Below are 19,359 nucleotides of genomic sequence, written 5' to 3' on the forward strand. Positions count from 1 at the left end.
TGTGCAATGCACGAGAATAAAGCAAGGCGGAATCCAAGCTTATACCGCAGACGCGAGATAACCGGCTTTATTCCTCAATCCAGCGTGCGGCGGAAACGGCGTACCGCGATCAGCATGGCGACGGTCATCAGGGCGGCGAGCGCCGCCGTATCGTAGCCGAGGCCGCCGATATCGGCGCCCTTCAGCATCACCGCCCGGACGATGCGGATATAGTGGGTGAGCGGCAGGGCCTCGCCGATCCACTGCGCCCAACCCGGCATGCCGGCGAAGGGGAACATGAAGCCGGAAAGGAGGATGTTCGGCAGGAAGAACATCATCGCCATCTGCGTCGCCTGCAACTGGTTCGCCGCGATCGTCGAGAACGTGTAGCCGATCGACAGGTTGGTGATGACGAAGAGGGCGGTGGCGGCGGTCAGCGACAGGGGATCGCCGAGGATCGGCACGCGGAAGACGAGGATGCCGACGCCGATGATCACCAGCGCCTGGATGAGGCCGATCAGCACGTAGGGAGCGATCTTGCCGAGCATGATCTCCAGCGGCTTGATCGGCATGGAGAGCAGGTTCTCCATCGTGCCGCGCTCGACCTCGCGGGTGACGGAGAGGGCGGTGAAGATCAGCAGCGTCATCGTCAGGATTGTGCCGAGCAGGCCAGGAACGATGTTCAATGTCGAGGATCCGGCCGGATTGTAGCGGCGGTGCTGGACAATCTGGAAGGCGGGTTTCACGGGCTCCGCAAAGGTGATCTGGCGGTCGTTTTCCAGCGCCGTCGAAATGATGCCGGAGAGCGCGCCGAGCGCGGAACTGGCAGCGACCGGGTCTGTCGCGTCGGCCGCGACCAGCAGCGAGGGAGAATCGCCGCGGCGCAGCGACCGTTCGAAACCTTCGGGGATTTCGACGACGAACAGGGCCTCGCCGGACTGCAGCAGGGCATCCATGTCCTCGGCGCGGGTGACGACCGATTTGACCTCGAAGAAATCGGTGTTTTTCAGCGCGGCCAGGATGGAGCGCCCGACATCGCTGTTTTCGCGCATCAGCACGGCGGTCGGCAGGTTGTGCGGAGTGGTGTTGATGGCAAAGCCGAACAGGAAAAGCTGCATGATCGGCAGCATGACCATGGTAGCGAGCGTGATGCGGTCGCGGGTCATCTGGATGAATTCCTTGACCGTCATCGCCCAGAAGCGGCCGAAGGAGCTGCCATTGCCATTGCCGTTGGTGTTGCCGGGCGCCGGGGTCATTTGAAATTGTCCTCCGAGCGGCGCATCAGGTCGATGAAGGCGTCTTCGAGTGTCGGTTCGCCCTTTTCCCATTTGAGGCCCGGCCTGTCGCGATAGGGAGCGATCGCCTGTTCCAGGGTCGCGGCATCGCGGCCAGCGACGTGCAGGCTGGTGCCGAAGGGGGCGATCATGTCGACACCGGGAGCATGTTCGAGTTCCGCTTGCAGACGGTCGGCGCCTGGGCCGGAGACGGCGAAGGTGACGAGGCCGGTGCCGGCGATCACCTCGTCCACAGTGCCTTCGGCGAGCAGTTTTCCGTAGGCGATATAGGCGATCTCGTGGCAGCGCTCCGCTTCGTCCATGTAATGCGTCGAGACGAGCACCGAGAGGCCGTTGGCGGCAAGCGCGTGAATCTCGTTCCAGAAGTCGCGGCGGGCCTTCGGGTCGACGCCGGCAGTCGGTTCGTCGAGGAGGAGAAGCGCGGGTTCCGGCAGGATGCAGGCGCCGAGCGCGAGGCGCTGCTTCCAGCCGCCGGACAGTTCTCCGGCCAATTGTTTTTCGCGGCCCTTGAGGCCGAGGCGCTCGATGGCGGCGCTCGCCTTGCCGCGCGGATCGGCGAGGCCGTAGACGCGGGCGACGAATTCGAGGTTCTCGCGGATCGACAGGTCCTGGTAGAGCGAAAATTTCTGGGTCATGTAACCGACCCGGCGGCGGATGCGGTCGCTCTCGGTCAGGATGTCGAAGCCGAGGCAGGTGCCGTCGCCGCTATCGGGTGTCAGCAGGCCGCAGAGCATGCGGATGGTGGTCGTCTTGCCGGAACCGTTGGGGCCGAGAAAGCCGTGGATGCGGCCTTTCTTCACCGACATGGAAACATCATCGACCACCTTGCGGCCGCCAAAACTCTTGGTGAGGTGGTGGACGTCGATCACCGTTTCCGGGGCGTCGACTTGGTAGGTTTCGGCGGCGGTCATGGATGAACTCCCGGAAGGACATCGACCGGCTGGCCGGGGCGGAGCGCCTTCGGGTCGGCAGGGATGGCCTCGATGCGATAGACGAGTTTTGCACGCTCTTCGAGGCTGTAGATTTCCGGCGGCGTATATTCCGCGCTCCTGGCGATGAAGCTGACCTTTGCATCGGACGGCCGGCAGGCGTCGCAGCCGACGCGGACCGGCTGGCCGAGCGACAGGCGGGCGATTTCGGTTTCGGGCACGAAAAAGCGGATGCGGACATTTTCGGGTGGCAGGAGGGCGACGATCGGGCGGCCTGCGGGCACGACTTCGCCCGTGCGGTAATAGAGTGTCTCGACGCTGCCGGCGGCGGGAGCCGAAACCGAGCGGCGGGCAAGTGCTGCCTGCGCCGAGGCGAGATCGGCCCTGGCGGCGGCGACGGATTCTTCTGCCTGACGCAGCGCCTCATCGCGGGCGGGAAGGGCGGCGAGGATGATCTGGCTGCGGACATTCTCGAGGGCGGCGCGGTTGGCGGCCTCGGTCGCGGTCGCGGTATCGAGATTGGCGCGGGTCGCGGTGCCGCGCTCGACGAGAACCCGGGTGCGGTCGAGATCCTGTTCGGCAAGCTCCAGCCGGGCGGAGGCTTCGCGTTCGGAGGCGCGCAGCACGTCGATCTCCTGGGGGCGTTTCTGGGCGGCTTGCGCCAGATCCAGTTCCGCCCGCGAGCGGGCAAGCGCGGCGCGGGCCGCAGCGACGGCGGCCTCTTCGCTTGAGGAGTCGAGCCTGAAGAGCGGCGCGCCGGCTGCGATCGTCGCACCTTCGGCGATATCGACCTGAGTGAGCCGGCCGGCACTTTCGGCACCGATGAACAGCGTGTCGGCTTCGACCCAGCCCTGGTAAGGGCGCGGCGGCTTGTCGGCGAAGAGGAAGGGCAGGGCGGCAAGGGCGGCGCCCGCCAGGATAGCGATGATGAGGATACGCTTCACTTCGCACCTCCTTCCGGCACGAACAGGGTTTCGAGAAAGGCATCGAACAGATTTTGGGTGTCGAGATGTTCGTAGGCCTCGAACAGCGTCGTCCAGACGATCGACAACAGCGCCGGGGCGATGACGATCTGCGGCACTTCGGCAATGGCCGGATTGCGCAGGTCGCCGCGGGCGGCGGCACGGGCGAGCAGGATGCGCAGGACGCCGAGACCCTTCGAAATGATCTCGCGGTGGTAAAACTCGGTGACGGCCGGAAACATCGGGCCTTCGGCGAGGATCAGCCGCAACAGGTGGCGGCGCTCGGTCTCCAGAACCTCGCGCTTGAAGAGGGTATAGAACATCGAGATGGCGAAACGCGGCGGGATTGCCTCGTTGGCCGCCAGCCCGTCGATCTGACCGAGGATCGGCGTGGCGATGCCCGAGACGAGCTCGGTGAACAGCGCTTCCTTGTCCGGAAAATGCAGGTAGACGGTGCCCTTGGCGATGCCGGCACGGGCCGCGACATCCTCCATGCGGGTGGCGGCGAACCCGCGTTCGGAAAAGCAGGCGAAGGCGGCGGCCAGGATTTCGGCCCGGCGCTGCTGCGGATCGCGTTTCTCTCTTTTCCTCTCGGCCACCGCGTATCTCCAATTGTGACTGACTGGTCGGTCATTAACATTTGGCTGCGAAATTTGCAAGCGGTTTTGGGAAAAGTGAAGAGAGGAGGTGGCGCGTGACGAACATTGTCGGGCGGTTTTTCGGTGGGGTTCGGCGGCGCGGACGCCGGATGAACCTCACGAAGACGTTGGATGCATCCGGCTGGTTCGACCCCCATATAAACCAAACGGGACCCTTGAAGCTGCATAAGCCGCAAACGCGTGCTAAGTTGGGGGTGACGAGGGTGATTGTAGGAGTCGCAGTAGATGTCGCAGAATTCCGAAGGTGTAGTGCCGGCCTTCGAACTTTCCCTGGGGGGGCAGCTCCGCATGATGGGCAAGGCATTCTGGAATGCGCCGGTGCGCAATCGCGTCCTGGTACTGACCGCGGCCCTGCTCGTCGTCATCTTCGCAACGACCTATGCGACATACCGTCTGAACGAGTGGAACGGACCATTCTACGATGCGCTGGAACGGCGCGACATGCCGGAATTTCTGAACCAGCTCGTCGTCTTTGGTATTATCGCCTTTTCGCTGACGCTCCTGAACGTCATCCAGCAGTGGCTGAACCAGATTACCGCCCTGCGGATGCGCGAGGGGCTGGCGCGCGACCTCGCCGATGTCTGGCTGAAGCCCGGCCGGGCGCTGAAGCTTGGCCGCGCAGGCTCGATCGCCAGCAATCCCGACCAGCGGCTGCATGAGGACACGCGCATCCTGGCGGAAAACACCACGGCGCTGGCGATCGGGCTCGTCAACTCGACGATCCTGCTCGCGAGCTTCATCGGCGTGCTCTGGGCGATCTCGTCGAATTTCGTCTTCCATTTCGGCGACCGCGCCATTTCGATCCCCGGCTATATGGTGTGGACGACGATCCTCTATGCGCTGCTGGGTTCGGTGCTCAGCAACGTCGTCGGCAACCTTTTGCCGAAGCTCAACGCCGAGCGTTATGCCCGGGAAGCGGACCTGCGCTCGGCCCTGGTGCGCGCCAACGAGAACCTCAAGCCGATCACGCTCGCGCGCGGTGAGGCAAGCGAGCGCGACCGGGTGCATTTTGCGATCGACGGCGTGCTCGGCATGCTGCGCAAGCTCGCCTGGGCGCTCGCCAACCTCACCTGGGTCTCTGCCGGGTTCGGCTGGCTGGCGCTGGTGGCGCCGATCATCATCGCGTCGCCGATGTATTTTTCCGGCGAACTTTCCTTCGGCGGGCTGATGATGGCGGTCGGCGCCTTCAACCAGGTCAACCAGGCGCTTCGCTGGTACGTCGTCAATTTCAGCGTCATCGCCGACTGGCGGGCAACGCTGAACCGCGTCTCTTCCTTCCGCAACGCGCTGCTCTCCATGGATACGCCGGCTGAGGAGGGCGGGGTGATCGCCTATCGAGAGGCGCAACAGGGGGAGGGCATCAGCGTTTGCGGCATCACGGTTTACGGCGCGCCCGAGCAGGGCGAGGCCGGACATGGGGTGCGCGTCGTCGAGGGCGATTGCGCCATCAAGCCGGGCGAGCGGGTGATGATCAACGGCGATCCCGGCGCCGACCGGCATCTGTTTTTCCAGGCGCTGGCCGGCATCTGGCCCTGGGGGCGCGGCGAGATCGCCCTGCCGCCCGCGGGCCGCATGATCCTGATGCCGCAGGACGGATACCTGCCGACGGCGACGCTGCGCGAGGTGATGACCTATCCGGACGGGCTGAGCGACATCAACGACAAGGCGCTGACCGAGGCCCTGGAGAAGGTCGGGCTCGACCGCCTCGTGCACCGGCTGGACGAGGTGGAGCGCTGGGACCGACTGCTCGACAAGGACGAGGAGGCAGCGCTCGCGATCGCCAACGCGGTGCTGCGTAAGCCGGCCTGGCTGATCATGGACGACGTGCTGGAAGGCCTGGAGCCGGAAACCCAGCAGCGGCTGCTGAACGTGCTCAGCCGTCTCGACGGCGTGACGCTCATCTATATCGGCCGTTCGGAAGAGTTCCGGGCCAAATTCTCGCCGCGCCTCTTCCACCTCTCGCCGCTTCACGCGCATGCGAAGAAGAAGGAAGATGCGTGAAATGAGCAGGCATCTGGCTCCGACCAAGACAGGGCAATGCGTCGTCTGCGGCCGCACTTTTCCGCTCTCGAAAATGCACAAGGCCGGACACCTGCGGCCGAACCTCGTGGCAATGGTCGCCGAGGAAGTCCCGGACTGCACAGCCGACAGCTATATCTGCGACGAGGACCTCGGCCGCTATCGCCGCCGTTATGTGGAAAAGCTGCTCGACGAAGAGCGCGGCGAGCTTTCCGATCTCGACAGGCGCGTGCTCGACAGTTTCGAAAAGGGCGCCTCGACGGTGCAGACGAGCGCCAGCGACCTGCTCGAGCGCAACCCCACCTTCGGCGAGCGGATTGCCGACAAGGTCGCCACCTTCGGCGGCTCCTGGACGTTCATCCTGAGCTTCCTCGGCGTGCTGGTCGTCTGGATGGGGATCAATGTCGTCGGCCTGTTCTCCCAGCCTTTCGACCCCTATCCGTTCATCCTGCTCAACCTGGTGCTCTCCTGCCTTGCGGCGCTGCAGGCGCCTGTCATCATGATGAGCCAGAGGCGGCAGGAGGAGAAGGACCGGCTGCGCTCCGAGAACGACTACATGATCAACCTGCGCGCCGAACTCGAAATCCGCCAGCTCCACGAAAAGATTGATCACCAGATGGCGCATCAATGGGAGCGGCTGGCGGAAATGCAGCAGATCCAGATCGAGCTTCTGGAACGGCGCGGCGGCGGGCGGAGCCCGAGCTAGGCCGGAAATACCGAATGTCCGAGACCGGCCGCCGTCCAGCGCTGCTATTTCAAGGGCAGGAACAGTTCCACGACGACATCATGGACCTGCGCGCCCGGGAAGAGGGAGAAGTGCCGCTGGCAATAGATGGGGAAGTCGCGTGCGTCCTCCCCACTGGCTGGAAGCCAATCCCGATAAAGAAAGAGCGCGGCGGGCTCTAAATTGTGGGTATCATGGAAGACGCGCAGGACCGCACAGCGCCCGCCGGGGATCACGCCTGGTTTCATCTGTGCGTCATCGGGCGCAATCGGCAGGTCAGTCCCGACACACAGGTCCATGCTATAATCGGCCGGGATCGCAGGGGTCCTCTCAGAACGGAAGACGTTGAAGGTCGGGCTCGTCTCAGGCGATAAGCCGGCCGCCTTGCGCCAGGCAATGAAGCGCTCGATGGTATCGCCAAGTGTTGCCCGGTCGCCCCGATGCTCCATGATCGCCACCGGCGTCGGGGGGACATCGCGGATAGTCACGTCGTCGTGGGTATAGGTAATCTGCATGAGCTTGCTCCTCGCATTGTTCAAAGGCCCGAAGGCCGCAAGCCACGGTGCCCAGTCGGGCGACTTCCGGAATGATGAAGGCGATTGGCCAAGCCTTTGCCGAAAGGCGCGGGCAAAGGCGTCGGGTGCATCGTAACCGGCATCCATCGCTACGTCCGTGACACTTGGAGCGTCCTTCGAAGCCAGCCGGTGCGAAGCATGCTTCAAACGGGCAAGCTGGACATAGCGATGTACGGACACCCCGAAGGTGGACGCGAACTGCCGGTGGAAATGGTATTTCGAGAACGCCGCAACGCCGCTCAACGCGTCCAGGCCCAGATCATCGTCCAGGTGCTGGTCGATATGGTCCAGCACCCGCTGCATTCGGGCATGGTAGTTTTCAAGTGGCGCCTTCATAGTCTTCCTCCGTGGCGACACCATCTACGCCCTTTCAAATATGACGCGCTCGACCGATCTTGCGGTTTGGCATGGATCAGCAGGTGCCTGCCAGCGACGGCGGAAGGGGAGGTGGCAAACCCTAACGCGAGTTTGGCGGAATTCCCCGGCTTTTTGAATGTTTGCTCCACCTATTCTTAAAGGGCTGCGTGCTAAACGGATTTTCGCCGCTGGTAGAAGCATCTGCGGTCCCCATTTCTTAAGGATTCACAGATGAAAAAAGCTCTCCTGATTGCCGTGCTCGTCATGGCCGCTCCCATGCTGGCTGAGGCGAAAACACTCAAGTTCCCGAGCGATGCTCCGATCGCCAGCATCAAGATCCCCGACAGCTGGAACCCGAAGGAAACCGACACCGGCGTCGATGCCACGTCCAGCGACGACGCCGTCTATCTTTCCGCCGATGTCGCGGAGCTGAAGTCGATGGACAAGACCGTTACGGACGCCATCGATTTCCTGAAGGAGGTTGGCGTCACCGTCGATCCCAAGACGCTGAAGGAAACTCCGGTCGAGGAGTTCAACGGCATGCAGATGACCACGCTCGATTGGGACGGCAAGGACGAGAACGGCCCGGTGAGCGTCGGGCTTGCGCTGATCCAGACGTCGCCGACCAAGGGCCTCGTCGTCACCTATTGGGGAACCAAGGGCGACGAGGAAAAGCACCAGAAGGAACTGGTCGACATCCTGTTGTCGATCAAGCCGATCGGAAAGTGATCCGGACAAGCGGCGGCGGTTGTTTTCGCCGCCGCTTTCGTCTCGCCTGACTGAACGGGCGAAAAAATCAGCCGATGAAATCGTGGATGATGCGGGCGACCTCGTCCGGCATTTCGAGCTGCAGCATGTGGCCGCTCGGCACTTCCATGGATGCCCAGGACGGATCGGCGCCAACCTTGGCGTAGATGCCGGAAAAGATCTTCGACTGGTCGATATTGGCCGAGACGTAAAGCCTTTTCGTGATCTTCCGATAGTCACCCGACAGCTTGATCTTCTGGATCATCGTCGCGAACGGCTGCGACGAGCGGCTGGTCATGTAATGGCGCAGATGTTCCGGCACGCGGGCCGTGTGACGGGCAGGCGGCGGCACCGCGACGCCGCCGAGTTCGCCGGCCATGGCAAGGTTGGCCATCGCCACTTCCGGGCCAAGCAGATCGAGCGCCGACTGGCCGTTTTCCGGCAGGAAAGCGTCGAGATAGGTCAGCGTGCGGATGCGGGCCGCGAAACGATCGGCGACGCCTGTAATCACCATGCCGCCATAGGAATGGCCGACGAGGTCGAATTCCTCCAGGCCCTCCGCTTCGATAAGGCCACAGACATCGCCGATATGGGTGTCGAGATTGATGGCGCCCGAGAAGAGGTGAGTGCGTTCACCGAGCCCGGTGAGGCTCGGCACGAAAACCTGGTGACCCATGCCCCGCAGAATATCGGCAACCGGCGTCCAGCTCGCACTCGAACCCCAGGCACCCTGAACCAGAACGATTTTGCGGCTGGCCATTCATCCCCTCCCGTCTGAACGATGCCGGTTGTTTCCCATCCGGGTCGGGTGGAGTCAATGCGACAGGCGAGGGGGCAGGTTTGGTGGAATACGGCCGTTCAGCCGTTCTTCCAGGTGAGGCGAAAGACGCGGAGCCAGTTGTCGAAGGCAAATTTTCTCAAGGTCGGTTCGTCGAAACCGGCCTTGCGCATGGCAGCGAAGAGATGCGGCAGGCCGCTCGCATCTCCGATCTCGCGGGGCACGACCGTGCCGTCGAAGTCTGACCCGAGCGCCACGCGGTCCACGCCAACGCGATCGATCAGATATCTGATGTGGGAGACAACGGTGTCGAGAGGCGTGTTTTCGTCCAGATGCGCGTCGGCACGGATATCGTAGACGGCGAGGTTGAAGCCGATGACCCCGTCCGTATCGCGAATGGCGTCAAGCTGCCGATCGGTGAGGTTGCGGGTGGAGGGGCAGAGTGCATGAGCACAGGCATGCGTCGCGACGAGGGGAGCGGAGCTCAAGGCGGCCACATCCCAGAAGCCCCGTTCGTTCAGATGCGCAAGGTCGATCATGATGCCGAGGGCATTACAGGCTCTCACCAGTTCCTTGCCAATATCCGTCAGGCCTGGGCCGGTGTCAGGCGACCTCGGATAAGCGAAAGGCACGCCGTAGCCGAATATATTCGGGCGGCTCCAGACCGGGCCGAGCGAACGCAGGCCCGCCATGTGCAGGACATGGAGATAGTCGAGATCGGGGCCGATCGCCTCGGCGCCTTCCATATGAAGAACGACGGCAAAGGCGGATTCCGCCCGGGCCGTCTCGATGCTGCCGACATCGGTCGCGAGGCGCATCCGGCCACTTGAGCGCCGGATCAATAGATTGATGGCAGCAAGCTGGGCGTCGATCAGCCGGCGGGCATAACCCTCTTCCAGGGCGTCGGCGTAACGAACCTCATAACCATCGTCGGTAACCGTCAAATCGTTTTCCGGCTTGCGCTCCGGATGGGCATGCAGCGCAAACAATCCGCCGACAAGGTTACCTTCGATCGCGCGGGGAAGATCGAGATGGCCGGCATCCGAGCGCGCCAAAAAATCCCGGCCGCCGGGTTTGTAGTCCAGCATGAACTGGACCGCATCGTTATGCCCGTCGAAGACTGCGATTTTGTCCATAAGAATTCGTCCGGTTCCGTGGAAGATGGCGAGTCTTAGGACAGTTTTGTTACCGCCACATGCCGCGCATGCGGGCGGTGACGTCGATGCGGACCTGGTGGCGGGCCTGGCGTTCGGCGTCGGTCATCTGGGCGACGACCGGCCAGGCGGCGGTTTCGAAGAATTGCAGCAAGGTCGCCGGGATGAAGCGGGTCCGGGCGGCATAGACGTGGCGGTCGCCCTGCGAGGCCTGGCCGTGCACGAAGAAGCGCTGCGGCGTCATCAGGTGCAGGTGGTCCTTGGCGCGCGTCATCGCGACATAGAGGAGGCGGCGTTCCTCCTCGATTTCGGCGGTCGAGCCGACGCCGAGGTCGGAGGGGATGCAGCCGTCGACGCAGTTCAAGAGGAAGACCGACCGCCATTCCTGGCCCTTCGAGGAATGGATGGTTGAGAGGATCAGATAGTCCTCGTCGAGCAGAGGCGTGCCGGATTCGGCGCTGGTCGCATCCGGCGGGTCGAGGGTCAGTTCGGTAAGGAACCGTTCACGCGAGGCATAACCCGAGGCGATCTGTTCGAGTTGCAGCAGGTCGGCCTTGCGGGTCTCGGCGTCCTCGTGGATGCGGACGAGATGCGGCTCGTACCACTGGCGGGCAAGGCCGATCTCGGACGGCCAGCCCTGGCCCCTGCGGATGGCGGCGAGCATGTCGACAAAGGCCGACCAGTCGGCGCCGGAACGCGGCGGGGCCGGGATTTCCTGGAGGGCTGCGAGCGGCTCGGGATCGGCGGCGATCGCATCGAGGATTTTTCCGGCCGTCTGCGGGCCGATGCCGGGGATGAGCTGCATCAGCCGGAAGCCGGCGACGCGGTCGCGCGGGTTCTGGGCGAAACGCAGCGCCGCCAGCATGTCCTTGACATGAGCGCTGTCGAGGAATTTCAGGCCGCCGAACTTCACGAAGGGGATGTTGCGGCGGGTGAGTTCGACTTCGAGCGGCCCGGAATGATGCGACGAGCGGAACAGCACGGCCTGCTGTTTCAAGGTCATGCCGGTTTCGCGGTTTTCGAGGATCTTTTCGACGATGTAACTGGCCTGCTCGGTCTCGTCCTTGACGGCGACGAGGCGGGGGCGCTCCTCAGACTGGCGCTCGGTCCAGAGGTTCTTGGTGAAGCGCTCGCGGGCAAGATCGATGACGCCGTTGGCGGCGGCGAGGATCGTGTTCGTCGAGCGGTAGTTGCGGTCGAGCGTGACGATATTGGCCGGCGGATCGAACGTGTTCGGGAAATCGAGGATGTTGCGGATCGTCGCGGCGCGGAAGGAATAGATCGACTGGGCGTCGTCACCCACCACGGTGAGGCCGATGCCGCCGGGCTTCATCGCCATCAGGATCGACGATTGCAGGCGGTTGGTATCCTGGTATTCGTCGACGAGGACATGGTCGAAACGGCCGCCGACATCCTGCGCAATCGCCGGCTCGCTCATCATCTGCGCCCAGTAAAGCAGTAGGTCGTCGTAATCGAGGACATTCTGGGCCTGCTTGGCCTCGACATAGGAGGCGAACAGTTCGCGGAGCTGCGGTTCCCAGGCGGAGCACCAGGGGAAATAGAGTTTCAGCACCTCGTCCAGAGGCGTTTCGGAATTCACCGCACGGGAATAGATCTGCAGACAGGTGCCTTTGGTGGGAAACCGGTTCTCGGTCTTCGAGAAGCCGAGTTCGTGGCGTACCAGGTTCATCAGGTCGGCGGAATCTTCCCGGTCGTGGATGGTGAAGTCGTGGTCGAGGCCGATCTGTTCGGCGTAGAGGCGGAGCAGCCGGGCGCCGATGCCGTGAAAGGTGCCGGCCCAGGCGAGCGCATCGGTCATGATGCCGGCATTTGCGCCCAGAACCTGCGCGCAGATGCGCTCGACCCGGCGGCCCATTTCCGAGGCCGCGCGGCGGGAAAAGGTCATCAGCAGGATGCGGCGCGGGTCGGCGCCCGAGACGATCAGGTGCGCGACGCGATGGGCGAGCGTGTTAGTCTTGCCGGAACCGGCGCCGGCGATGACCAGCAAAGGCCCGGCGGGGCCGCCCTTGGGCACGTCCGAGCCGTGCTCGACCGCACGCCGTTGCGCATCATTCAGCTTTTCCAGATAAGCAACAGCCATGCCCGTTCCCGATGTGTTCGAATTAGCCATAGCTGATTCGTGGGCCTGCGCGGAAATCCGCTTCGGCACTTATGCGGCAAGTCGCCAACTTGCCCGCGGGCCGGAAGATTGCGACGATGCGGCCGGCGGCAATTTCCGCCCAAGTACAATTTGCACACCACGGCCCGGTGCCGCGATCAATTCGCGTCTCCTGCTGTATCTATTTGTATTTTAAAGGTAAATCACGCTTTTGTTATGCCTGTCACGGGAATAAACTTGACCACAAATCTCTGCTTTGGTTATGACGGGCTCGTCAAATTCCTGACTCTCTTGCGGAGGCGACCTTGAAAGCTTCATTCACCTTGGCCGCGGGCGTTGCCCTGGCTTTTTCCGTTCTGTCCCTATCGTCGCCGGCTTCGGCGCAGGTGGCCGACAGTCTCACTATCTATAATGCCCAGCACGAAGGGCTGACCAAGGAATGGGTGAAGGCCTTTACGGAAGAGACCGGCATCGCGGTCACCATCCGCCAGGGCAGCGACCTCGAAGTCGCCAACCAGATCGTCCAGGAAGGCGCCAATTCGCCGGCCGACGTGTTCCTCACCGAAAATTCGCCGGCCATGGTGCTGGTCGACGGCAAGGGCCTTTTCGCGCCGGTCGACAAGGCAACCCTCGACCAGGTTTTGCCGGGTTTCCATCCGGCCAACGGCAACTGGGTCGGCATCGCTGCCCGCTCGACCGTTTTTGTCTATGACAAGACCAAGCTGACGGGAGACAAGCTGCCGAAGTCGATGCTCGACCTTGCCAAGCCGGAATGGAAGGGCCGCTGGACGGCCTCTCCGTCGGGCGCCGATTTCCAGGCGATCGTCGGTGCGCTGCTGCAGCTCAAGGGCGAAGAAGCGACCGCTGCCTGGCTGAAGGGCATGAAGGAAAATGCGACCCCGATCCGCGGCAACTCGACAGCGATGAAGGCGGTCAATGCCGGCCAGTTCGAAGGCGCCCTGATCTATCACTACTACTATTTCGGCGACGTCGCGAAGACCGGCGAGAACACCAAGAACATCGGCATGCATTATTTCAAGAACCAGGATCCGGGCGCCTTCGTGTCGATCTCGGGCGGCGGCATCCTCGCCTCCTCCAAGCACAAGGAACAGGCGCAGACCTTCCTGAAGTGGGTCACCGGCAAGGGCGGCCAGAAGATCTTGCGCGACGGTACCGCCTTTGAATACGCCGTCGGCAAGGGGGAGGCTTCCAACAAGATGCTGACCCCGATCGCCGATCTGCAGGCCCCGAAGGTCGAGCCTTCGACCCTCAACAACGCCAAGGTCACCGACATGATGACCGCCGCCGGCCTGCTTTAAAAAGCGGCCGATAACAGTTGCACGGAGACATCGCAGGGCGTACCTGCGATGTCTCGTATTTTCGGACCGGCAATGACTTCCACCACAGATACCAGGATCTCCATCGCGCCGCGACACCGCCTGCCGGCGGCGTCGTCCTGGACGCTGACGATCGCGGTCGTGGTGGCCTTGCTGGCGCTCCTGCCGCTCGGCTTCGTGTTATGGGCAGCGGTAGTGACAGGCTGGGAGATGGCCTCGCAGCTGATCTTCCGCTCGCGGGTCGGCGATCTGCTGGCCAATACGGTCCAGCTCGTCGTCTTCACCATTCCCATCTGCGCCGTGCTGGGCGTCGCGCTCGCCTGGTTGACGGAACGCAGCGACCTGCAGGGCGCGCGGTTCTGGTCCTGGCTCTGCGTCACGCCGCTTGCCGTGCCGGCCTTCGTGCATTCCTATGCCTGGATCGGGCTGTGGCCCGGTTTCAACGGCCTTCCCGCCGGCGTGGCGATCTCGGTCGTCGCTTACTTTCCGTTTCTCTATCTTCCGCTTTCCGCCGCCTTCCGGCTTCTCGATCCGGCTCTGGAGGACCAGGCGGCTTCGCTGGGGCTGGCGCCCTTCGCCGTCTTCCGGCGCGTCGTGCTGCCGCAGCTACGGCTTGCCCTCTGCGGCGGCGCGCTGCTGATCGGCCTGCATCTGCTGGCCGAATACGGTCTGTTTGCGATGATCCGCTTCGACACGTTCACGACTGCCATTCTCGACCAGTTCCAGTCCACCTATAACGGTGTCGCCGCCTATATGCTGGCGCTGGTACTGGTGCTCTGCTGTTTCGTGCTGCTCGGCCTCGAAGCTTCGCTGCGCGGCCGCAGCCGGTATGCGCGGCTCGGCTCCGGCGTCGCCCGCCGGCCGAAGATCGCCCGGCTCGGCCGGTGGAAATACGTCGCTCTCCTTCTGCCGGCCGCGACCGCCGCCTTTGCGCTCGGCATTCCGGTGCTGACGCTCGGTCGCTGGCTGATCGCCGGCGGTGCCGGCGTCTGGCGCGTCGACGAAGTCGGGTTGGCGCTGTGGCAGACGCTGGTCATTTGCCTGATCGGCGGGCTTGCGACGACTGCGGCCGCTGTGCCGATCGCCTGGCTCTCCGTGCGCCGGCCGACCCGCGCCAGCCGGTTCCTCGAAGGCTGCTATTATCTCGCGAGTTCGATGCCGGGCGTCGTCGTGGCGCTGGCGCTTGTCACCATCACCGTGCGGACCATGCTGCCGCTCTACCAGAGCGTTGCCACCATCGTGCTCGCCTATGTGGTGATGTTTCTGCCGCGGGCGCTGGTGAGCCTGCGGGCCAGCATTGCGCAGGTGCCGGTCGAGATCGAACAGGCGGCGGCAAGCCTCGGCCGCTCGCCGGGCAACGCGCTGCTCGCGACCACGATCCGGCTTGCCGCACCGGGTGCTGCGGCCGGCGTTGCGCTGTCTTCGCTCGGCATCATGAACGAGCTCACCGCCACCCAGATGCTGGCGCCGAACGGCACCCGCACGCTCGCCATGGCCTTCTGGGCGCTGACCGGCGAGATCGATTATGCCGGTGCAGCGCCCTATGCGGTGCTGATGGTCGCCTTCTCGCTGCCGCTCACCTTTCTTCTCCATCACCAATCGAAAAAGATCGCCGGGCGATGACGCTGCTTACCCTGACCTCCCTGCGCAAACAGTATGGCTCCGTCGCAGCCCTCGACGGGATCGACCTGTCGGTGACAGCCGGCAGCCGCACGGCGATCGTCGGTCCGTCCGGATGCGGCAAGACCACGCTTCTGCGCCTGGTCGCCGGCTTCGATGCCCCGGATGAAGGCCGCATCGTGTTCGGCGGCCAGACGCTCGCCGACGGCTCGTCCCAGGTGCCGGCGCACAAGCGCGGTATCGGCATCGTGGCGCAGGACGGCTGCCTGTTTCCGCATCTGACGATCCGGCAGAATATCGGTTTCGGGCTGGAGGCGGAGGCCTCGGTCAAGAATGCCCGCATCGCAGAGCTGATGGACATGGTCGGGCTTGACGCTGCCATGCTCTCCCGCAAGCCGGACCAGCTCTCAGGCGGCCAGCAGCAGCGTGTGGCGCTTGCGAGGGCCTTGGCACGCAAGCCGAGGCTGATGCTGCTCGACGAGCCCTTCTCGGCGCTGGATACGGGTCTGAGAGCCGCCACCCGCAAGGCGGTGACCGACGTGCTGACGGCCGCCGGCATCACCACGCTTCTGGTGACCCACGACCAGGGCGAGGCGCTCGCCTTCGCCGACCAGGTGGCGGTGATGCGGGCCGGCCGGTTCGCGCAGGTCGGTTCCCCACGCGAGGTCTATTCCAGGCCCGTCGATGCGGCGACGGCGGCTTTCCTCGGCGAGGCGATCGTGATGCCGGCGGATATTGCCGACGGACAGGCAAAAAGCCCGCTGGGCGTGCTGCCGGTCGACGATGCCGCCTATCGCGGCAAGGCGCAGATCATGCTGCGGCCGGAACAGGTCACGGTCAGTCAAGCCGGCGGCCACAATGGCGGCGAGGGGGCTTCAGGCACGATCGCCGAGATGAATTTCTGCGGTCCGACCTCCGATGTCCGGATCAGGCTTGGCGGCGATCCGCAAGGCTTCTCCTTCCGGCTCGACATTCCCAGCCGCGAGACGCTTGTCGTCGGCGACCGGGTGACGATCGGCGTGGCCGGAGCCGCCCACGTCCTGCGCTGATTGGGAACCCTGGAACATTTCTTCGCGTTATCGGACCATCAACGTGAAGGAAACAATTCCATGCTGAAATGGGCTCTCATCTTTCTGGTCATCTCGCTGATTTCCGGTTTCCTCGGTTTTTCGGGCATTTCCGCGGCGACGGCAGGGATCGCGAAAATCCTGTTCTTCATCTTCCTTGTCGTTTTCCTGATTTTCGTCGTGCTCGCCTTTGCCGCCGGCAATGCGATTCTCTGATTCCCCTGGCATCCTCGGGGCGTTAAGCGCGAGGAACCGTGCCCCGGAAACAAAAAAGCCCCGCCGAAGGTCGGGCGGGGCAAATTGGGGAAAATCCGCATCAAGGACGCGGTAGGTCGCATCTGGCATATTCGATGTCGTGTTGCGAGGCTGGTTGGGGCCGATTCGGTACGCTCCGACGAAAAAAGAGACCGGTCTCGAAACGGCGGTAACTGTTCTGCGCAGATGCGGAGGTCAGGGGCGCGAGGGATGTTTCTGGGCGAACACGAGCAGCTTCCAGATTACCGGTCCGAGGACCGTGTGCTCGTGGTGGATCTGAGGGATGGCCGCGTCCTTGTGTACGACGATTTCGTCGCCGCAGGTCTTGCACCGGTAGATGCCGGCATTCGGCACCTTCTGCCCCGGCATCCAATCCTTCTCAAAGGCCGGTGCTTTCGTCTGGACGAGATGCTCCGAATTCTTGAACTGCGCCATCTAGACCTCCTTGATGTCGTAACACCATAACAGCCGCAGATGACCAAATCGCCAGCAAGGCTGGTGAAGGATTTCGGGCGCAAGTGCGCCGTTTTGGAACGAATAGATTAAGGGGAGGATCAGAAACGAAGAAATCCGCCGAAGCGGATTTCTTAACGTTTTGAACTGGATGGTGGGCGTGACAGGGATTGAACCTGTGACCCCTACGATGTCAACGCACTGACTGTGCCGTAAATCACGGCTTTCTGGTCAAACGCCCCCGATAAGGATGCCGTTATCTCAAGCGGGCTTGGTCGTTGCTTGGGCAAACCTTGGGCAAATGATGCCCGCGAGGTCCATTATCACACGGTAAAAAAGCTTTGTAACTTGGCTGCTGCTGAGCGCATGCCGCCAATCCAAGTTAGAGGATCAGCTATGGAACTAAAATTCGGCGAAAGCCAGCGAAGGGTACTGAACAATTATTTCACTTCCGAAGGGCGAGATCCGCCGCTTCCCCCATGTAACAGCGGTTCTCCCTGTATGGACGGGCGGTGTCTCAAGTGCGGCTCTGACATGGCTTCGGTATTGTCAGGGTTCCGCCGTAAAGAGCAATTCGACCGGCGATCCTGGTATCGCGGCGCGTTCATTCTCGAAGATTTATCTGTCAATGTTGGTGACGCGCGAAGAATCCAAATATCGGCAGCTCACCGTTTGCTTCGCCGCCTCGCCTCTTCGCTTACCCGTAGGGACTCCATCTTCATCGGCACGACCGGTTTGATCCTGGACCTGGCTCGCCGCCGCAAAGTTGTCGCGATTGAGTTCTCCTGCACGCGGCGTGCTCAAGCTGCCGCGAAGGTCGCTTCTATCTTCGAAGATTTCGGTGATGGCGTCACTGCTCTTGCTCCGCATGAGAACATTACGAGGAATTTTGGCGACAGCGCATTTCTCCATGAGATCCTGCTGTACAACTACATCAAGCGGAGCTTGTATAGTCCGGCAAGGCCGTCCTGCTTTAAGAAGAAGGACTTGCTGTGCGAGGTCGCGCAGAACTACGGCGTTCACCGTGTCTGTGACCGTGTCGTCACGTTTGGTGTGGGTGTCCAAGCCAATCGCCTTGTTCAGGCACCTGGATGTTGTGATCAGCTTGATCTGACAGCGTTCGGAGATCTTTTGGACTAGCAAATTTTCCGGGCGGGAGGCGGCGAAATTGCTGCCTCCCCGCTGGGCCACCTACTCCTCCAACTAAAAGGTGACGCATGGATTATCACGCTGCCGAAGGGCCGCGCGACGCGCTCAATTGTGAACAAAAATCATCCAGCCCACTCCATCCCTCGATGACGACACTCAGTACACGTCGCTTGAAGGGGCTTGCTCATGGCTAGAATTCTGACTCCCCGAAGGGGGATCGAGCGTTATCTGCACGAACGCGAATTTGAGGTCCGGGCGTGCCTGAAGAGCATCCATGTTTCTAGTACGTTTTCGGTCGATGGCATCGTTGCTACGCAGTTGGCCCGGCTTGAAGCCCTCCAGGCAGCGAAGGTGGATTTCGCCTCCGATGCCTTACACGTCGATTGGAACAGGGTTGATCTACGCAGAGCGAGTGCCGCTTGCGCCTTCGAACAATTCCGCGCCCGAGCCTGGGCGTTAGGAGAGCTAAATCAGTCGCTCTCCTCCACTTATACAAATCTCTACCATCTAACCTTTGCCGATACCGCTGATCGGCGGCGGTCTGGCGCTCTCAAGCGGTTCAACCTTGCTGCGTATAAACGGAGAATCCGCAAAGCGCTGACGCCGCTCCAGGAATCGTTCTCTGAAATTTGGGCTGTTGGCATGGTGGAAATATCCGCGACTCCTACGTCGGATGACGCCGTTTTGTTCGAACCTCACTGCCATCTCCTTGTTGACGGCGTGCCCAGCATGGACCTTCGAGCTGCTTTTAAATCCGTATTGAAAAAGCGATCCTCGGCTCTTCGGCCGGTACAACTTGAGCCTGTGAGAACGCCAGCGGACCGTGCCCGAGTCCTGAGTTATTTCTTTAAGCAGGTCCCCGAACTTCGAAGTCAAATTGTGGGAGTAGATGGCCGCCTGATCCGTGGCAGATCAAATCATCTGACAGGAGCAGCCAAGGTCGAATGGCTGGCTTGGATGGCTGGTCATCACGTCACCGAATTACTTATCAGTATCGGCCCTCCGGCCGGAGTGATTGAAAAATTCGAATACCGTGATTTGCAGCCAATTATCGATGAATTACTCAAAGCGGGGATCGAACATGACAATTAGAGGCCATGATGGGTCGATTTGCGAGGTGGGTATCGAAACTGCAGGGCGAGGTTCGTTCTGCATCCTCGCTGCGAGGGCGGTGAATTTTC

General features: G+C 62.4%; 19 protein-coding genes. 10 read left to right on the plus strand and 9 right to left on the minus strand.

The annotated features are described in order from the left end of the window. Positions 1-74: 74 nt before the first annotated feature. Genes C5J24_RS25200 through C5J24_RS25215 form a run of 4 tightly spaced genes read right to left on the minus strand, consistent with a single transcriptional unit; the run spans position 75 to position 3,764 of the window. Entirely contained in the window at positions 75-1,235 is a 1,161-nt protein-coding gene (locus tag C5J24_RS25200) for an ABC transporter permease (protein ID WP_105421806.1), read from the minus strand. Next, positions 1,232-2,185 (minus strand): ABC transporter ATP-binding protein, encoded by a 954-nt coding sequence (locus C5J24_RS25205; protein WP_105421808.1) that lies wholly within the window; start codon positions 2,183-2,185, stop codon positions 1,232-1,234. The genes C5J24_RS25200 and C5J24_RS25205 overlap by 4 nt, the downstream gene beginning before the upstream one ends. Next, entirely contained in the window at positions 2,182-3,147 is a 966-nt protein-coding gene (locus tag C5J24_RS25210; RefSeq protein WP_105400157.1) for an HlyD family secretion protein, read from the minus strand. The genes C5J24_RS25205 and C5J24_RS25210 overlap by 4 nt, the downstream gene beginning before the upstream one ends. Next, on the minus strand, positions 3,144-3,764 hold the full coding sequence (locus C5J24_RS25215) for a TetR/AcrR family transcriptional regulator (protein WP_105400158.1): 621 nt from the start codon (positions 3,762-3,764) through the stop codon (positions 3,144-3,146). The genes C5J24_RS25210 and C5J24_RS25215 overlap by 4 nt, the downstream gene beginning before the upstream one ends. Positions 3,765-4,049: 285 nt before the next feature. Here C5J24_RS25215 and C5J24_RS25220 point away from each other — a divergent pair, with 285 nt between their 5' ends. Further along, positions 4,050-5,825, plus strand: a complete 1,776-nt coding sequence (locus C5J24_RS25220; RefSeq protein ID WP_105400159.1) for an ABC transporter ATP-binding protein/permease — start codon at positions 4,050-4,052, stop codon at positions 5,823-5,825. Between the two features lies 1 nt (position 5,826). After that, positions 5,827-6,549, plus strand: coding sequence for a DUF1003 domain-containing protein (locus C5J24_RS25225; protein ID WP_205412903.1), 723 nt, complete (start codon positions 5,827-5,829; stop codon positions 6,547-6,549). 44 nt (positions 6,550-6,593) lie between these two features. On the opposite strand, the gene C5J24_RS25230 is transcribed toward C5J24_RS25225, so the two are convergent. Then, positions 6,594-7,478: a GyrI-like domain-containing protein gene (locus C5J24_RS25230; protein WP_105421810.1), complete on the minus strand. Its 885-nt coding sequence runs from the start codon at positions 7,476-7,478 to the stop codon at positions 6,594-6,596. Positions 7,479-7,730: 252 nt separating this feature from the next. Between C5J24_RS25230 and C5J24_RS25235 the strand changes: the two genes are divergently transcribed. Then, a complete protein-coding gene (locus C5J24_RS25235; RefSeq protein ID WP_105421811.1) occupies positions 7,731-8,228 on the plus strand; it encodes a histidine kinase in 498 nt (165 codons plus the stop codon). A 67-nt stretch (positions 8,229-8,295) separates the two neighbouring features. On the opposite strand, the gene C5J24_RS25240 is transcribed toward C5J24_RS25235, so the two are convergent. From C5J24_RS25240 to C5J24_RS25250, 3 genes are all read right to left on the minus strand, one after another. Then, entirely contained in the window at positions 8,296-9,006 is a 711-nt protein-coding gene (locus C5J24_RS25240; protein ID WP_105421813.1) for an alpha/beta fold hydrolase, read from the minus strand. A gap of 98 nt (positions 9,007-9,104) precedes the next feature. Beyond that, positions 9,105-10,160, minus strand: a complete 1,056-nt coding sequence (locus C5J24_RS25245; protein WP_105421814.1) for a dipeptidase — start codon at positions 10,158-10,160, stop codon at positions 9,105-9,107. A 49-nt stretch (positions 10,161-10,209) separates the two neighbouring features. Next, positions 10,210-12,279 carry an ATP-dependent helicase gene (locus tag C5J24_RS25250; protein WP_105421816.1) on the minus strand — a complete coding sequence of 690 codons (2,070 nt, stop codon included), beginning with the start codon at positions 12,277-12,279 and terminating at the stop codon, positions 10,210-10,212. Between C5J24_RS25250 and C5J24_RS32070 the strand changes: the two genes are divergently transcribed. From C5J24_RS32070 to C5J24_RS25270, 5 genes are all read left to right on the plus strand, one after another. Then, a complete protein-coding gene (locus C5J24_RS32070) occupies positions 12,278-12,493 on the plus strand; it encodes a hypothetical protein (protein WP_172724134.1) in 216 nt (71 codons plus the stop codon). The genes C5J24_RS25250 and C5J24_RS32070 overlap by 2 nt on opposite strands. Before the next feature lie 109 nt (positions 12,494-12,602). After that, positions 12,603-13,616 (plus strand): iron ABC transporter substrate-binding protein, encoded by a 1,014-nt coding sequence (locus C5J24_RS25255; protein ID WP_105400166.1) that lies wholly within the window; start codon positions 12,603-12,605, stop codon positions 13,614-13,616. A gap of 72 nt (positions 13,617-13,688) precedes the next feature. Beyond that, positions 13,689-15,257 (plus strand): iron ABC transporter permease, encoded by a 1,569-nt coding sequence (locus tag C5J24_RS25260; protein WP_105422038.1) that lies wholly within the window; start codon positions 13,689-13,691, stop codon positions 15,255-15,257. Then, positions 15,254-16,303: an ABC transporter ATP-binding protein gene (locus C5J24_RS25265; protein ID WP_105421818.1), complete on the plus strand. Its 1,050-nt coding sequence runs from the start codon at positions 15,254-15,256 to the stop codon at positions 16,301-16,303. The genes C5J24_RS25260 and C5J24_RS25265 overlap by 4 nt, the downstream gene beginning before the upstream one ends. A gap of 60 nt (positions 16,304-16,363) precedes the next feature. After that, positions 16,364-16,537: a DUF1328 domain-containing protein gene (locus tag C5J24_RS25270; protein WP_038545141.1), complete on the plus strand. Its 174-nt coding sequence runs from the start codon at positions 16,364-16,366 to the stop codon at positions 16,535-16,537. 234 nt (positions 16,538-16,771) lie between these two features. Here C5J24_RS25270 and C5J24_RS25275 read toward each other — a convergent pair whose 3' ends face one another. Further along, entirely contained in the window at positions 16,772-17,011 is a 240-nt protein-coding gene (locus C5J24_RS25275) for a hypothetical protein (protein ID WP_037077223.1), read from the minus strand. A 552-nt stretch (positions 17,012-17,563) separates the two neighbouring features. On the opposite strand from C5J24_RS25275, the gene C5J24_RS32075 reads away from it, so the two are divergent. Together C5J24_RS32075 and C5J24_RS25285 are read left to right on the plus strand one after the other, a co-directional pair. Then, positions 17,564-18,169: a hypothetical protein gene (locus C5J24_RS32075; RefSeq protein ID WP_172724135.1), complete on the plus strand. Its 606-nt coding sequence runs from the start codon at positions 17,564-17,566 to the stop codon at positions 18,167-18,169. 195 nt (positions 18,170-18,364) lie between these two features. Beyond that, the gene (locus C5J24_RS25285; protein WP_105421822.1) at positions 18,365-19,270 is read left to right on the plus strand and encodes a hypothetical protein; all 906 of its coding nucleotides are present in this window, start codon (positions 18,365-18,367) and stop codon (positions 19,268-19,270) included. Positions 19,271-19,359 lie beyond the last annotated feature (89 nt).

Source organism: Neorhizobium sp. T25_27 (assembly GCF_002968565.1).
Lineage (GTDB): Bacteria > Pseudomonadota > Alphaproteobacteria > Rhizobiales > Rhizobiaceae > Neorhizobium > Neorhizobium tomejilense.